The sequence below is a fragment of the Bacillus sp. AFS053548 genome, assembly GCF_002575105.1.
Taxonomy (GTDB): domain Bacteria; phylum Bacillota; class Bacilli; order Bacillales; family Bacillaceae_G; genus Gottfriedia.
In genome coordinates, this window is record NZ_NUHI01000028.1 from 12,036 (window position 1) to 26,579 (window position 14,544).

At 31.3% G+C, this 14,544-nt stretch carries 11 protein-coding genes; 9 read left to right on the top strand and 2 right to left on the bottom strand.

The genetic code is table 11. The annotated features are described in order from the left end of the window. Positions 1–29: 29 nt before the first annotated feature. From CN946_RS16115 to CN946_RS16130, 4 genes are all read left to right on the top strand, one after another. Positions 30–2,264, top strand: coding sequence for an ABC transporter ATP-binding protein (locus tag CN946_RS16115; RefSeq protein ID WP_098862082.1), 2,235 nt, complete (start codon positions 30–32; stop codon positions 2,262–2,264). Continuing rightward, positions 2,261–4,135, top strand: a complete 1,875-nt coding sequence (locus CN946_RS16120; protein ID WP_098862083.1) for an ABC transporter ATP-binding protein — start codon at positions 2,261–2,263, stop codon at positions 4,133–4,135. The genes CN946_RS16115 and CN946_RS16120 overlap by 4 nt, the downstream gene beginning before the upstream one ends. A 125-nt stretch (positions 4,136–4,260) precedes the next feature. Next, positions 4,261–4,788 carry a hypothetical protein gene (locus tag CN946_RS16125; RefSeq protein ID WP_098862084.1) on the top strand — a complete coding sequence of 176 codons (528 nt, stop codon included), beginning with the start codon at positions 4,261–4,263 and terminating at the stop codon, positions 4,786–4,788. Then, positions 4,789–6,021 (top strand): DEAD/DEAH box helicase, encoded by a 1,233-nt coding sequence (locus CN946_RS16130; protein ID WP_098862085.1) that lies wholly within the window; start codon positions 4,789–4,791, stop codon positions 6,019–6,021. 38 nt (positions 6,022–6,059) lie between these two features. Here the strand turns inward: CN946_RS16130 and CN946_RS16135 are convergent, their stop codons facing one another. Further along, positions 6,060–7,004 carry an MBL fold metallo-hydrolase gene (locus CN946_RS16135; protein WP_098862086.1) on the bottom strand — a complete coding sequence of 315 codons (945 nt, stop codon included), beginning with the start codon at positions 7,002–7,004 and terminating at the stop codon, positions 6,060–6,062. A gap of 167 nt (positions 7,005–7,171) precedes the next feature. On the opposite strand from CN946_RS16135, the gene CN946_RS16140 reads away from it, so the two are divergent. Further along, positions 7,172–7,654, top strand: a complete 483-nt coding sequence (locus tag CN946_RS16140; protein ID WP_098862087.1) for a glutathione peroxidase — start codon at positions 7,172–7,174, stop codon at positions 7,652–7,654. A gap of 160 nt (positions 7,655–7,814) precedes the next feature. On the opposite strand, the gene CN946_RS16145 is transcribed toward CN946_RS16140, so the two are convergent. After that, positions 7,815–10,043: an alpha-galactosidase gene (locus tag CN946_RS16145; protein WP_098862088.1), complete on the bottom strand. Its 2,229-nt coding sequence runs from the start codon at positions 10,041–10,043 to the stop codon at positions 7,815–7,817. Between the two features lie 342 nt (positions 10,044–10,385). On the opposite strand from CN946_RS16145, the gene CN946_RS16150 reads away from it, so the two are divergent. From CN946_RS16150 to galE, 4 genes are read left to right on the top strand one after another with little or no spacing between them, the layout of a single operon-like run. Next, positions 10,386–12,071 carry a DUF6044 family protein gene (locus CN946_RS16150; RefSeq protein ID WP_098862145.1) on the top strand — a complete coding sequence of 562 codons (1,686 nt, stop codon included), beginning with the start codon at positions 10,386–10,388 and terminating at the stop codon, positions 12,069–12,071. A 25-nt stretch (positions 12,072–12,096) separates the two neighbouring features. Beyond that, the gene (locus CN946_RS16155) at positions 12,097–13,080 is read left to right on the top strand and encodes a glycosyltransferase family 2 protein (RefSeq protein WP_098862089.1); all 984 of its coding nucleotides are present in this window, start codon (positions 12,097–12,099) and stop codon (positions 13,078–13,080) included. Beyond that, on the top strand, positions 13,077–13,514 hold the full coding sequence (locus CN946_RS16160; protein ID WP_098862090.1) for a GtrA family protein: 438 nt from the start codon (positions 13,077–13,079) through the stop codon (positions 13,512–13,514). Before CN946_RS16155 ends, CN946_RS16160 begins: the two co-directional genes overlap by 4 nt. 5 nt (positions 13,515–13,519) lie before the next feature. Further along, entirely contained in the window at positions 13,520–14,530 is a 1,011-nt protein-coding gene (gene galE, locus CN946_RS16165) for a UDP-glucose 4-epimerase GalE (protein ID WP_098862091.1), read from the top strand. Positions 14,531–14,544 lie beyond the last annotated feature (14 nt).

Here is a 14,544-nt window from a genome sequence, read left to right on the forward strand (position 1 = left end):
AAATACATCAAAATAAGGGAGATACTCATTTGATCAAGTTAGCTAAGTATTTAAAAGCATTTAGTACAAGTATAATTTTAGCTATATTATTCTTATTTGGTCAGGCCATGTGTGATTTGAACTTACCTAACTATATGTCCGAAATTGTAAACAATGGTATTCAGCAAAATGGTATATTGCATGTTGCTCCGGATGCAATTAGTCAAAAAGGTATGAAACTAATGACTACCTTTATGACAGATAAGGAAAAAGAAATTATATTTAAAAATTATGATTTAAAATCCGCAAATGATAAAAATTCAAAAGGAAAAAAATACATAAGTATTTACAAAAAGGCAGATCAGAGCATATACGTAAAGAAAAAATTGAATAAGAATGTAGAAAAACAACTTGATCAATCCTTTGGTGCTTCCACTTGGACGTTATTTAATATAATCCAAGAAGAAGCTACTGGAAAAGTAAGTCATGCACAAACTAGTAGTACGCCGCGTTCAAATAAGATTAATGTAACAAAACTATATGAGTTACAACCAATGTTTGATAAACTTTCCAAAAATGCGATACTAAATGCACATAATAAAGCTATTTCAATGGATAAAACTTTACTAACTCAAAGTGGTATTATGATGACGAAAGCATTTTATACTGAACTAGGCGTTAATTTACATAAACTAGGAAGTTTATATATCGTTAAAATAGGATTGATTATGATTGCGATTGCTTTACTTGGAGGAATAGCAACAGTCTTAGTCAGTTTCTTGTCTTCAAGAATTGCCTCTGGTGTCGCTAGGAATTTACGTAAAGATGTTTTCAAAAAAATTGAAAGCTTTTCAAACAATGAATTTGATAAATTTTCAACGGCATCTCTGATTACAAGATGTACAAATGATGTAATGCAAATTCAAACTCTTTTAATGATGGGGATCCGAATGCTTTGTTATGCACCAATTATGGGAATTGGCGGAATCATAATGGCAATTAATAAATCTGCTTCGATGAGCTGGATTATTGCATTAGCTGTTATCGTTCTACTTTCTTTAATTATGGTAATCATGACAGTTGCTATTCCAAAGTTTAAGTTAATTCAAAAGCTTATAGATAAGTTAAATCTAGTCTCAAGAGAAAATTTAACGGGATTGATGGTAATTAGAGCTTTTGGAAATGCTTCACATGAAAAAATGAGATTCCAAGAGGTAAACAGCGAATTAACAAAAACGAATTTATTTGTCAATCGTATCATGACATTGATGATGCCTTCAATGATGTTGATAATGAATGGCTCATCACTATTAATCATCTGGGTTGGTGCCCACCAAATTGCTAAATCTAATATGCAAGTTGGTGATATGATCGCATTTATGCAATATGCAATGCAAATCATCACAGCATTTTTAATGATTTCAATCATGTTTATCCTTGTCCCTAGAGCTGCTGTTTCTGCTGCACGTATTTCAGAAGTATTGTCTACTAATGTATCAATTATCGATCCAGAGCTTCATAAAAACTTTGAAGCAGATAAAAAAGGATTTGTTGAATTTAAAAATGTTTGTTTCCGATATGAAGGTGCTGAAAATGATGTACTAAATAATATTTCATTTGTTGCAAAGCCAGGTCAAACTACTGCCATTATTGGTCCAACTGGTTCGGGAAAATCAACAATTGCAAATTTAATATTACGTTTTTATGATGTAACCAAAGGGGAAGTCTTAGTTGATGGTGTAGATCTAAGGGAAGTAAAGCAAAAGGATTTACGCACTAAAATAGGATATGTACCTCAAAAAGGACTTTTATTAACGGGAACAATTGCTTCAAATTTAAAATACGGAAATAAAAATATTTCTGATGAAGAGATGGAAAGAGTAGCCCAAATCGCTCAGGCTAGTGAATTTATCTCTCAAAAAGATGGGGAATTTAATGCTGAAATTTCTCAAGGTGGAGATAATGTTTCAGGTGGACAAAAACAAAGAATTTCGATTGCTCGGGCTTTAGCAAGAAAACCCGAAATTCTAATTTTTGACGATAGTTTCTCTGCGCTTGATTTTAAGACGGATTTTGCGCTAAGAAAAGCGTTAAATGAAGATATAGAATCAACTACGATGATCATAATTGCCCAACGGGTAAATACGATCATGAATGCAGAGCATATTGTTGTTTTAGATAATGGTAGGATTGTAGGTCAAGGTATTCATAAAGAACTTCTGAAAAATTGCCCTGAATACTTAGAAATTGCTTCATCGCAGTTATCCAAGGAGGAATTAGCATGAGCAATTCTAATAAAAATACTTTTCAAAATCAGGGCGGTGGTCGCGGGCCTGGGCAAATGTTTGGAAGAAATATCCCAATGGCGCCAGGTCAAAAAGCGAAAGATTTTAAAGGTTCGATGTCTAAATTGATGAGCTATTTAGAAGCGCACAAAAAGACAATCGTTTTTGTCTTTGTACTAGCGATTATTTCAACTGTTTTTACAATACTAGGTCCAAAAATTCTTGGTAAAGCAACAGATGAAATTTTTTCAGGTGTCATGAAACAAATTAGCGGTAGTGGAAAAATTAACTTTAGTAAAATAAGTGTAATTGGAATATGGTTAATCGGTTTATATTTATTAAGCTCACTTTTTGCATATCTTCAAGGCTATGTAATGAGTGGAGTTACGATGAAGGTAACTTTTAAGCTTCGAAGTGATATAAATGATAAAATTCATAAATTACCTTTAAGCTATTTTGATCAGACTAGTCACGGCGAAGTTCTTTCTAGAATAACGAATGATGTTGATACAATTAATCAAACATTAAATCAAAGTTTAACACAAATAATTACATCAATTACCTCGATTATTGGTATAACAATCATGATGATTTCGATCAGCTGGCAACTCACTTTAGTTGCGCTATGCATATTGCCTCTTTCAATGGTATTTGTCATGATGATCGTTAAAAAATCTCAAAAACATTTTATTAACCAGCAAAGATATTTAGGGAAAGTAAATGGGCATGTAGAAGAAATGTTAGGAAATCATGTTTTAGTAAAAGCATTTAGTGGTGAAGATGAATCTACAAGAGCTTTTAGTGAGTATAATGATGAGTTATATAAATCAGCATGGAAAGCGAATTTTCTATCGGGACTTATGATTCCAATCACTGCTTTTATTGGAAACATTGGCTATGTTGCTATTTGTATATTAGGTGGATATTTTACTGCAAATGGATCGATGACAGTTGGAGGAATTCAAGCTTTCATCCAGTATGTTCGTTCATTTACGCAACCAATTTCACAAATTGCTAATATTTCAAATATACTTCAACAAACAGCAGCAGCTGCAGAAAGAGTATTTGAATTTTTAGATGAGAAAGAAGAAGTACCTGAAGTAACAAATGCACGATCAATTAAGCATAATGAAGTTACAAGTGATGTTCGCTTCAATCATGTAGCTTTTGGTTATACACCTGAAAAAATGATTATACATGATTTTAATTTAGTCGTTAAACCTGGGCAAAAAATTGCAATTGTTGGGCCAACAGGAGCTGGTAAATCAACAATTGTAAATTTAATAATGCGGTTTTACGATGTTAATAATGGGGAAATCACAATCGGTGGACATAACATAAAGAATTTTAAAAGGGATGAACTTAGATCATTATTTGGAATGGTTCTGCAAGATACTTGGCTATTTAATGGTACAATTGCAGATAATATCCGTTTTGGAAGACTTGATGCAACGGATGAAGAAGTAACAAATGCTTCTATTTCTGCTCAATCTGATCACTTTATTAGAGCCTTGCCTGATGGATACAATATGATACTTAACGAAGAAGTGAATAATATATCCCAAGGTCAAAAACAGCTCATCACGATTGCTCGTGCAATTTTGGCAGATCCACAAATATTAATTTTAGATGAAGCAACAAGTAGTGTTGATACAAGAACTGAAGCACTCATTCAAAAAGCAATGGACAATTTAATGGTAGGAAGAACAAGTTTTGTGATTGCGCATCGCCTTTCAACTATTCGAAATGCAGATTTGATTCTTTGTATGAAGGATGGCGATATTATTGAACAAGGTACGCATGAAGAATTAATGGAAAAAGAAGGTTTCTACGCAAATCTTTATAATAGCCAATTTGAGATAATAAAATAAAAATTGATCCGATAAAATTGAATCAAAATGATTTTATCGGATTATTTTTTGTGTGGTTCGTTTATTATGATACATAGTAGGAAATAAACGAACTTAGGAATCTATTGATTAAAGGAGTTTAGATAATGTTTGATCCGACCGCTTTTGATAATATGAAGGTTGTAATAGAAGGGCTCTTATATGACAAAGATTTAGATGGAGAATATGAAATCACTGATCGAAATGACTTTGTTAATCTTTCCAAAATGGATCGATTATTCTCAATTCGATTTAAAAAATTAAACAAGTCGACTAAGACAACAAGTTGCACATTTTCAATGAGTACATCAGCTAGTGATTTATATAATGAATTAATTAATGGCAATACTGAGGTAGGGTGTTATATTGAAATTGAATTTACCTTTCCTAAACCATTAGAAATCGAAATCATTCAAAGAAGTCTACTTTTATTTCAAAATAATACAAATGAGCAATTCACACCATTTTATAACATTAAACACTCTATTTTAGATAAAAATATCATTGAATCGTCAGTAAACATAAAATTTCAAAATAAAATGACCGAAGATGACTTCGATCTAATAGAAGAATTGGTACATATTACAGAAATAATGTTACAATGGTACGATGAGCAAATATTAAAGGAGATTTAAATGGAACATTTTCAATTAACAGAACAAACAATCTTAAAAATAAAAGCAAATAATATTACGAAATGGACAGCAGTTCAAGAGGAAGCAATCCCAGCGATTTTAGAAGGAAACGATGTCATAGCGCAATCTCCGACAGGTACTGGTAAGACTCTTGCATATGTTTTACCTTTAATTAATAAGGTTGATGAAATGGAAGAAAGTCCTCAAATTATTATTATGGCTCCAACACGTGAACTTGTAATGCAAATTTTTCAGGTTGTTCAAGACTATACACAAAATACAAATATTAAGACGGCTTCAATTGTTGGTGGAGCTGATATAAAACGTCAGATTGAAAAATTAAAACAGAAGCCTAAAATTATCGTTGGTTCACCGGGGCGAATCTCACAATTAATCAAACAGAAAAAATTAAAAATGCATTGTGTTAAGACAATTGTTTTTGATGAAGTAGATGAATTATTAAAAACGGATGATCAAAAAGATTTACCGCAAATTGTCAAAGCAACGATGAAAAATCGCCAACTAGTATTTTTATCTGCAACAATAACACCGGGGGCAATGAAATTTGCAAAGGAAACAAGTTCAAATCTAAAAGAAATTTCGATTGAACAAAGCTTGGAAGGAAATATAATTCATGGTTTTATTCCTTGTGAAGAAAGAGAGAAGCTAGAATTACTTAGAAGAATTGCTTCTGTTCAAAATATGAAAGCAATCGTATTTAGTAATGAGCCATTTAAACTTGAAGGATACGCTTCTAAATTAAATTTTAGAGGAATTAAAACAGCGGTACTACATTCAAAACTAGGGAAAATGGAAAGAAGTCGAGTTTTAAAAGATCTTCAAATCGGTAAAACTACTTTACTATTTTCAACTGACGTAGCAGCACGAGGAATCGATTTACAAGAGTTACCATATGTCATAACACTTGATGTACCAGAAAAAGTTGAACAATATACTCATCGAAGTGGCCGTGTAGGAAGAATGGGTAAACAAGGTACTGTCATAAACTTGGTAACACCTCGAGAGAAAAAGAATTTATTTAGCTTAAGAGGAACGCAAAAATTGTTTTTTGAACATTTAACGGTTTCACACGGTGAAATACAAAAAGTAGAAATGAAAGAAACACAACTGAATGAAAATCAACCAAAAGAAAAAAGAACGAAACCAGATTCAAATCAAAATAAAAAACCTGTTTCAAGCAAAAATAAACCAATTAAAAAAATTAAAAAATAATAAAAACTTCAGCCAAATGGCTGAAGTTTTTTATTTTGTTAATTTTGATCCATAGCCAGTACTAATCCCATAGCTGAAACTTCCAAATCCAGCTTAATAATCTCGAAAACAGGGTGACTCTCTTCTATATTCTTATTTTGAAGATCTTGCTTTACTTCACAATATAATGTTGCTGACAGTATCCTGCTTTTCTCATAAAAAGGTTTTTCTTTATTATCTTCAATCGTGGAAGCAGTCAGTTTTATAAAACGATCTAAATATAGTTTTAAAGACTCATATACGAAATTTGTATCTCTAGTTAATCCATAATGACCGAAGCAAATAGCATCTGGATTATACTCTTGGATTTTTCCAGATGAACTAAGGGTTGCTTCGTATGAAAATTGATTAGGCGATGTCGATGGTAAAATAAACGTACCTATTTCCTTTTGAAGCTGTGGGTAATAAATACCTAATGTATCTCCTGTATACATAAATTTACTAGAAGAATCGAAAATTGAAATATGATGATTAGCATGACCTGGAGTATGTAAAAATGTTAGTTTACGATTTTTACCAATAACAAGCTCCTCACCATCGGCTACCTGATAAATTTTAGCAGTGTCTATTGGAAGAATTGGATTAAATAAACGATCAAAATCATCACCATAAACTTGTTTTGCACTCGCAATTAATTTTGTCGGATCTTCTAAATGCCTAGCTCCCTTTGGATGGACAAAAAGAGTTGCATTAGGACATTTTTCCATTAGTAAGCCAGCGCCACCTGAATGATCTAAATGAATATGTGTTACGATAACATTTTTAATTCTGTCTAATGAAATTTGTAGCTCTTTTAAACCTTGTAATAAATACTCGTGGGAAGGGCTAGCACTCGTTTCAATGATTGTAATATCTTCATCTAAAATAATATAGCTACCCGTTCGCTCCTGAAACGATAGATCATATAAATCAATTAAATATGTATTAAAGCCTAAATCTTGCATACTCTTACCTCCATTCTTTTTTCAAAAGGTGAAGAAATTAGTTTAATTAAACTATAATTTAAATACTAATAGGTTTGAAGGTTTTTTTCAAAAAATAGTAAATAGAATAGACATTTGGATGGAAAATAATTACTATTAACATTATAAGGAAGTAGGAGGAATGTGAAATGAGTATTTATGATTTTGAAGTAAAAGATAGCAAGGGCGAAGATGTATCTCTTTCAAAATATAATGATAAAGTGATAATTGTTGTAAATACTGCAAGTGCTTGTGGATATACTCCTCAATATAAAGATTTACAAGCATTATATGAAGAATATAAAGAAGAAGGATTAGTAATTCTTGGTTTTCCATGTAATCAATTTATGAATCAGGAACCAGGGTCAAATGAAGAAATTCAAAGTTTTTGTGAATTGAATTTTGGTGTAACCTTCCCTGTTTTCGGAAAAATTGATGTAAATGGTGACAAAGCAGATCCACTATTTAAATATTTAAGCTCAGAAGCTCCTGGTATTATGGGGTTAAAATCAATAAAATGGAATTTTACTAAATTTATTATTGATAAAAATGGAGAAGTCATTGAACGATTTGCTCCTCAAACAAATCCTCAAGAGATGAGATCGACAATTGAGAAATTATTGAAAGCTTAAGAACCTTCATTTGTTGAATGGTTCAAAGACCATTTAAAAACGCTTGTTTTTATCGCACATATCAAAGATTTGCTGCACGAAAAGACAAGCGTTTTGATTGGTCAATATTTCAATTTTTTTCGAACTTCGTCATAGGACATTAAGGACGAGTTTCGTCCATTTAATCAGGACAAACAAGATGAAAGATGCAAGATTGGAAATCACCTGCTCGTTTTGCAATTTTTTTATTGGCGCCATTAAATTCGAGTGGTAAGGGGATTCCGTTTTCCATTAATTCGTTTCCATAAAAAGTGAGATTCGTAGTGTTTAGTAAATATTTCTTTTTTGGATTTAAACCTGTCAGTTTTAAAGTCTGGTACTTCATTGGATTTGGACTTGCTAATATTTTGTACCAACCTATAATGGCTTCATTTTTGTTTTTACTTATTACCATCCAAGCTACTTCGTTTTCCTTAAAAGGATCAAGTAACCGATAAAAATCTCCTTTCATAATTAATGATCGGTGATGTTTGTAAAATTGTATTTGCGATTTAATTTCTGATTTTTCTTTTTCAGTAAGTATCAAAGGATTTAATTCATAACCAAATGTTCCAAAGAATGCAACATTGGCTCTAATTGATAATGGGGTATCACGAACTGTTTGATGATTAGGTGATGCTGATACATGTGATCCAATGCTAGAAATTGGGTATGGTAGTGAGGTACCGTATTGAATTTTTAATCGTTCAATTGGATCTGTATTATCACTAGCCCATGCTTGGGGTGCATAAAACAATAAACCAGGATCAAATCGACCACCACCGCCAGCACATGATTCAAATAACACATTTGGAAAATCACTTACTAGTCGTTCATATAATTCATACACACCTAAAATATACCGATGATAAAATTCATCTTGCTGATCATTAGCTAACTTCATAGAATAAGCCTCAGTAATATTTCGATTCATATCCCATTTTATATAGTCTAAATTTGTATTTTTTATAACATCTGCCATTTTTTTATAAATGTGATCGACAACATCCTTTCTCGAGAAATCTAATACTAATTGATGCCTTCCTAAAGAAACTTGTCGATTAGGTGTACGAATAATCCAATCAGGATGATTTTTAAATAAATTACTATTTTGACTAACCATTTCAGGCTCAAACCAAAGACCAAATTTTAAACCTAACTCTTTAATTTTATTAGCAAAACTATTTATTCCTTTAGGGAATTTTTCAGTATTAGAATACCAATCGCCTAGAGAGCTAGTAGCATTATTTCTTTTACCAAACCATCCATCATCTAATACAAATAATTCAATCCCAAGCTTTTTTGCTTCTATTGCGATTTGAAGTAAGGATTCTTCATTAAAGTTGAAATAAGTGGCTTCCCAATTGTTTATTAATATAGGTCGTTCATTATTTTTCCACATACCACGAATTAGGTTGTTTCGATATAAATCATGAAAAGTTTGACTCATTCCGTTCATACCTTGATCAGAATACACCATCACTACTTCAGGGGATTGAAAGTGTTCGTTTTTAGATAATTTCCAAGTAAAACGAAATGGATGTATTCCCATCGTAATTCGAGTCATATCGTAATGATCAACTTCAGCTTGTGCAATAAAATTTGAACTATAAACTAAATTAAAACCAAATACTTCACCTTGATTTTCTGTAGTCTCTTTTCTTCTAAAGGCAAGAAATGGGTTATGTTGATGTGAACTTGAACCACGTAGACTCGATATGCCCTGTGTACCCATTACTAAATTACGTTCCAATAAATGTCTCTCTCTAGACCATGCACCACTTAGTTGAATCATAATGAAATCATGATCAGGAAAATCAATCGTCGCACTCATAAATCGCTCTAAATAAAATGGTTCAATTCCTTGGTTACAAATATATGCACTTCTAGTAATAACAGATAAATCTTTAAATATAGTATAGGAAATTACAAGCTCTGCTTTAAGAGTTGAGTCTTCTAGAACAATCTGAATTGTTTCAGCATCTTCTTCATTTTCTGTATAAGTGGCAGGTAAACCTTGTAAGATTGGTTTCCCTTTTGTAATTGTATAATATTTAAAGATAAAGTTTGTAATATGGCTACCGTTTAACTGACGAATACTTAATGCCGGTTCTCGAAAGTCAGAAGTGCCATAGACGGGATATTCCTGTCTGATTGTTTCAAGACTAATTGATCGATCAGCATAATAATAAGAAGTATATGTTGTAGAAGAATTGTCATTTTGGATATGAGTAAAATTTGAATGAATGTCAATCGCTTTTCCAAAATACAAAGAACCAAGGTGACCATTTTTCATGACATAAAATACATAACTAATTCTTCCGTTTGTTAGATGAAACTTTTTTTGTTCGTCATCCACAAAAATCAGCATGATTGCACCTCTAGTACATGATTTAATTACTTCTAAAAACTTTTTATACTATTAAAGAAATTAGCCTAATCAAATTTTTATGCACATTATAAAATTAATATTTTTTACTTATTGAAAATAATAGGGAAAATTTAAATGAAATTTTAGTCAAATTTTCATCTGATTTTCAGAAAAGAATTTTAATATTAATTGAACATATAAATAAGCGTCTATTAAACGAAATCTTTTACATTTAATACAGAAGTGTGAAAAATGTTGGTCGGATCAAACTCAGGCGAACAAGATAGGGGAATTTTAATCTGTAATCCAAAAACTAAATATAAACAAAGTGGTGTAATAAATATGAAATTTTTTAAACAATTAAGCCAGGAAAATAAACATTTAATGATTGCAATGGTCTTAATGATCATTTATGTTTCTCCTCTATTCATTTTAGGGGGAAATGCTCATATTAGAGTACATGATAATTTAGATTCAAATATTGCATGGTATAAAACACTTAGAAACTCAGGGCAATTATTTGGTAAATTAAATTCTACAATCCCGCAGATCATTAATGGATTGCCAAGAAATGCTTATGGAACGGAATTTAGTGGTATACAGTGGCTAAATAATCTCTTTTCGCCAATGCTAGCTTATTCCATAGGTCAGACAATTACCAGAGTTTTTGCGTTTCTTGGAATGTATCTCTTATTAAAAAAGCATTTTATAACGTCAAAAGAAAATTACCTAATTAGAGTATGGGTCTCACTTGCATTTGCACTAACACCATTTTGGCCGTCTGGAATGCTAAGTACATTGGGTATGCCACTAGCATTATGGGCGTTTCTGAATATAAGAATTGGAAAATATTCTTGGAAAGACTGGATTACTCTTATATTATTACCCTTTTATTCTAGTTTTGTATTAGGATTCTTTTTCTTTTTAGTATTCATGGGATTGCTATGGTTAAGAGATGTATTTGTAAAAAAGAAAATCAATCTAGTGTTCTTTTTAAGTATTTTATTAATGACTTTAATGTATTTAGCAATTGAATATCGCCTTGTATTTTCACTAGTCATTCCATCTGAACCAACAAGTAGAAATGAGTTTTTAAGCTCTACATTGGGTTTTTGGCATACGATTCGATTAGTGTTTAAGAATTATTTTTTAGGACATACCCATGTTTTAACACTTCACACTCTAGTCATTGTACCTTTATCTTTTATTGTATTCTGGACTTTAAGAAATAAAAAAAGAGATAGTATTGAAAAAAGATTTCTATACTTATTCATTCTTAATTTTTTATTATCCGTTTGGTACGCCTTTTGGTTTTATAAAGGATGGAAGCCAGTAAAAGAACAATTACAACTTTTAAATACATTTAACTTTGCTAGATTTCATTTTTTAAGACCTTTAATAATCTATTTAATGTTTGCTGTCGGAGCCTATCTTCTTTGGTTAAAGGGAAAAGGGTGGCAAAAGTTTGTGAAAATTTGTTTAGTAGTTCAAGTAATTGTAATGTTTTGTGCTAATGACGAAATTGTATATCGAGTAGCGGGGAAACCATCATTTAAACAATTTTATGCTGTAAATCAATTTAATGAAATCTCAAAATATATTGGAAAACCTAAAAATAGTTATCGGGTTGCAAGTATAGGCATTCACCCTGCGATTGCTCAATATAACGGTTTTTACACGATCGATACGTATAATAATTTTTATTCGTTAAAGTATAAGCACCAATTTAGAAAAATAATTGCACCAGAACTTGAAAAAAGCCCTTTGCTTGAAAATTACTTCGATCATTGGGGGGGAAGATGCTATCTATTTGTAGCTGAACTAGGTAAAAATTATGAATTTAAAAAGGACTCAAACGTAAAAATCCATCATTTACAACTAAATATTAACGAATTTAAAAAGTTGGGTGGGGAATATATTTTTGCGGCTGTCCCAATTGAAAATGCTAAAAGTAATGGTCTTAGATTGATGAAGATTTTTAATGATCATAATTCTGCATGGCGCATTTATCTTTACGAAGTAAAATAACCACTTGAAAAGGACGTGATTATACATGATACCTTTATTAACGATTGTTGTCCCCTGTTACAATGAACAGGAAGTTTTTGAAGAAACAGCCTATCAACTCACTTACTTAATTGAAGAATTAATATATGATTCTCTTATTTCAGATGATAGTAAAATTCTATTTGTAGATGACGGAAGTAAGGATCGAACATGGGAATTAATAGAAAAGGAAAGTAACGATAATCAATTTGTTAAAGGATTAAAGCTTGCTAATAATGTAGGGCATCAAAATGCACTCATAGCTGGGCTGGAAATTGCAAACAAGCAATCCGATTGTGTAGTTTCAATTGATGCGGATTTACAAGATGATATTAATGTAATACGTAAGTTTGTAGAGAAGTATTTAGAGGGTTTTGATATTGTTTATGGAGTACGAGACAGTAGAGAAACAGATACTTTCTTTAAGCGTTCAACAGCACTTGGATTTTATCGATTCATGGGGAAAATAGGGATTAATCTAGTTCCTAATCATGCTGATTTCCGATTAATGAGTAATCGGGCATTAGATGAATTATTCAAATATAAAGAAACAAATTTATTCTTAAGGGGACTAGTACCTCTTGTAGGTTTTCCTTCAACTAAAGTTTATTACGATCGAAAAGAAAGGTTTGCAGGTGAATCAAAATATCCATTAAAAAAGATGATATCTTTTGCGTTTGACGGGATCACTTCATTTAGTATAGCTCCGATTAGATTTGTTTCACTGCTAGGGTTTTTATCCATCTTATTTAGTTTAATAGCAGGTGGCTATGCAATAGTTCAACATTTATTAGAGAATACGGTTAGTGGATGGCCATCCTTAATGGTCTCAATTTGGTTTGTTGGTGGAGTTCAAATAATGGGTATTGGAATGATCGGTGAGTATATTGGGAAGATTTATCACGAAGTTAAAAATCGACCTAGGTATGCTATTGAAACAGATTTATATTCAATGATCGATTCTGAACTAGTGAGTAAGGGTAAAAGATGAATAAGACATTTTTCCGTTTTATTGCAGTAGGAATTGCAAATACAATTGTAGGATTATCATTCATTTATTTACTACTTCATTTATTTGGTTTATCTTATTGGATTTCAACATTTATTGGTAATTCTTTAGGAGCATGTATCAGTTATATTTTAAATCGGAATTTTACATTTAAAAGTGAAGGCTCTGTAAAAAAAAGTATCCCAATGTTTATCATTGTCATTTTAACCTGTTATTTTATAGCATTTAATCTTGGAGCTAGAATAATTGATTATATTTTAAATTTACAGGATTTTATATCTCTAAATTTTAAAAATGACTTAGCTGTTTTAATTAGTTCTGGGTTTTATACGGTTTTAAATTATTTTGGTCAAAAATTACTTGTTTTTAAAAATAAAACTATGACTAATAAACAACTTAAAAACGAAAGAATGTGATCAATATGAATATTTTAGTACTTGGCGGAGCTGGTTATATAGGATCACACGCAGTATACATGCTGATTGAAAATGGCGAAAATGTAATAATTGTTGATAATTTGCAGACGGGAAATATAGGGGCAATCCATTCAGACGCCATTTTTTATCATGGGGATATTCGTGATAAGGAATTTTTAAAGTCAGTTTTTCTAAATGAAAAGATTGATGGTGTGTTACATTTTGCAGCAAATAGTCTAGTCGGTGAATCAATGGAAAAACCGTTGGAGTATTTTAGTAATAATGTATTTGGCACACATGTTTTATTAGAAGTGATGAATGAGTTTAATGTTAAATATATCGTATTTTCATCTTCGGCTGCTGTATATGGTGAACCTAAAATAGTACCGATCTCAGAAGACTTCAGTACAGATCCAACGAACACATATGGTGAAACAAAATTAATGATGGAAAAGATGATGAAATGGAGTAGTTTAGCACATGGTATTAATTATGTTTCACTAAGATACTTTAATGTAGCTGGAGCAAAAAGTTCAGCCGAAATTGGAGAACATCATTCTCCTGAGACGCATTTAATTCCATTAATTTTACAAGTTGCTTTAAATCAAAGAAAAGAGATTACTATTTTTGGAGATGATTATAACACTCCAGACGGGACATGTATTAGAGATTATATTCATGTTGAAGATTTAGTGAATGCTCATTTACTAGCACTTAATTACCTTTTTAATGGTGGAAAAAGTGATATTTTTAACCTTGGAAATAATAAGGGGTATTCAGTATTACAAATTGTTGAAGCAGTTCGTCGAATAACCAAGCATCAAATACCATATAAAATCAGTTCTAGAAGAGAAGGTGACCCAAGTATTCTAATTGCTTCTTCAGAGAATGCTAAAAAAGTTTTAGGATGGACAGTAAAGAATGAAGACATCGATTTGATCATTAAAGATGCTTGGAAATGGCATAAAACGAATCCAAATGGATTTAAGATCAAATATACTACTCAATATAATTAGATTTCCTTTGTTTA

What these genes read in the sequence shown, in the direction of transcription:
- CN946_RS16120 (WP_098862083.1), top strand. Translation starts at nt 2,261, where the DNA reads ATGAGCAATTCTAATAAAAATACTTTTCAAAATCAGGGCGGTGGTCGC.
- CN946_RS16125 (WP_098862084.1), top strand. Translation starts at nt 4,261, where the DNA reads ATGTTTGATCCGACCGCTTTTGATAATATGAAGGTTGTAATAGAAGGG.
- CN946_RS16130 (WP_098862085.1), top strand. Translation starts at nt 4,789, where the DNA reads ATGGAACATTTTCAATTAACAGAACAAACAATCTTAAAAATAAAAGCA.
- CN946_RS16135 (WP_098862086.1), bottom strand. Translation starts at nt 7,004, where the DNA reads ATGCAAGATTTAGGCTTTAATACATATTTAATTGATTTATATGATCTA.
- CN946_RS16140 (WP_098862087.1), top strand. Translation starts at nt 7,172, where the DNA reads ATGAGTATTTATGATTTTGAAGTAAAAGATAGCAAGGGCGAAGATGTA.
- CN946_RS16145 (WP_098862088.1), bottom strand. Translation starts at nt 10,043, where the DNA reads ATGCTGATTTTTGTGGATGACGAACAAAAAAAGTTTCATCTAACAAAC.
- CN946_RS16150 (WP_098862145.1), top strand. Translation starts at nt 10,386, where the DNA reads ATGAAATTTTTTAAACAATTAAGCCAGGAAAATAAACATTTAATGATT.
- CN946_RS16155 (WP_098862089.1), top strand. Translation starts at nt 12,097, where the DNA reads ATGATACCTTTATTAACGATTGTTGTCCCCTGTTACAATGAACAGGAA.
- CN946_RS16160 (WP_098862090.1), top strand. Translation starts at nt 13,077, where the DNA reads ATGAATAAGACATTTTTCCGTTTTATTGCAGTAGGAATTGCAAATACA.
- galE (WP_098862091.1), top strand. Translation starts at nt 13,520, where the DNA reads ATGAATATTTTAGTACTTGGCGGAGCTGGTTATATAGGATCACACGCA.